The 1,527-nt window shown below is 67.8% G+C and carries 1 pseudogene; it reads right to left on the bottom strand.

What is annotated here, in order from left to right:
• A pseudogene (locus tag ACK5IN_RS06395) lies at positions 1–1,527 on the bottom strand (DNA-directed RNA polymerase subunit beta); the annotation flags it as partial.

The following is a 1,527-nucleotide window of genomic DNA, read 5'->3' as shown; positions in this document are numbered from 1 at the left end:
CTGGTTGTAGGAGTTCCCCTGGTTGGACCGGGAGAACTTCATGATCTTGTACGTGCGGTTGCCGCCCTCGTCCTGGGCGACGGTCACGAGGTCGGCGGAGACCTCGGTGACGACGCCGGCCTTCTCGGCGCGGACGACGTCGCCGGAGTCGAGCGCCGCACGGTGCTCCATGCCGGTGCCGACGAAGGGGGCCTCGCTGCGCACCAGCGGCACGGCCTGACGCTGCATGTTCGCGCCCATGAGGGCACGGTTGGCGTCGTCGTGCTCGAGGAACGGGATGAGCGACGTCGCCACCGACACCATCTGGCGGGGCGAGACGTCCATGTACTGCACGCGCTCGGCGTCGACGAGCACGACCTCGGAGCCGCGGGGGCGCGCGAGCACCTGCTTCTCGGCGAACCTGCCCTCCTTGGTGAGCGGGGCGCCGGCCTGCGCGATGAGGTACTCGTCCTCCTCGTGCGCGGTGAGGTAGTCGACCTGGTCGGTGACCTTGCCGTCGACGACGCGGCGGTAGGGGGTCTCGATGAAGCCGAAGGCGTTGATGCGCGCGAAGGTTGCGAGCGCGCCGATCAGGCCGATGTTCGGGCCTTCCGGGGTCTCGATGGGGCACATGCGGCCGTAGTGCGAGGGGTGCACGTCGCGCACCTCGACGCCCGCGCGGTCGCGGCTCAGGCCGCCCGGGCCGAGGGCCGACAGGCGGCGCTAGTTGGTCAGGCCCGCGAGCGGGTTGTTCTGATCCATGAACTGCGACAGCTGCGAGGTGCCGAAGAACTCCTTGATCGCCGCCAGCACGGGGCGGGTGTTGATCAGGGTGTTCGGGGTGATCGCCTAGATGTCCTGGGTGGTCATGCGCTCGCGCACGACGCGCTCCATTCGGCTGAGGCCGGTGCGCACCTGGTTCTGGATCAGCTCGCCCACCGCGCGGATGCGGCGGTTGCCGAAGTGGTCGATGTCGTCGGTGTCTAGACGCACCTCGAACGGCTCGCCGTCGCGCACGCCGGGCAGGAACTCGGTGCCCGCATGCAGGCCCACGAGGTACTTGATCGTCGCGACGATGTCCTCGAGCGAGAGCACCGAGTCGGTGATCGGGGCGTCGAGGCCGAGCTTGCGGTTGATCTTATAACGGCCGACCTTGGCGAGGTCGTAGCGCTTGGGGTTGAAGTAGCTGTTGTCGAGCAGGGCGCGAGCGGCCTCGATGGCGACCTGCTCCCCCGGACGCTGCTTGCGGTAGATGTCCTTCAGCGCGTCTTCCTGGGTGACGATGCCGTCCTTCTCGAGCGTCACAGCGATCGACTCGTAGCCGGCGAACTCCTCGAGGATCTCGTCGCTCGTCATGCCGAGCGCTTTCAGGAACACGGTGACCGACTGCTTGCGCTTGCGATCGATGCGCACGCCGACCTGGTCGCGCTTGTCGATCTCGAACTCGAGCCACGCGCCGCGGCTCGGGATGATGCGAGCGGTGAAGACGTCCTTGTCGCTCGTCTTCTCCTGAGCGCGCTCGAAGTAGACGCCCGGGCTGCGCACCAG

This window comes from Microbacterium sp., from assembly GCF_047971895.1.
Taxonomy (GTDB): Bacteria; Actinomycetota; Actinomycetes; order Actinomycetales; family Microbacteriaceae; genus Microbacterium.
This window is presented reverse-complemented; position numbering and strand designations above follow the sequence as displayed.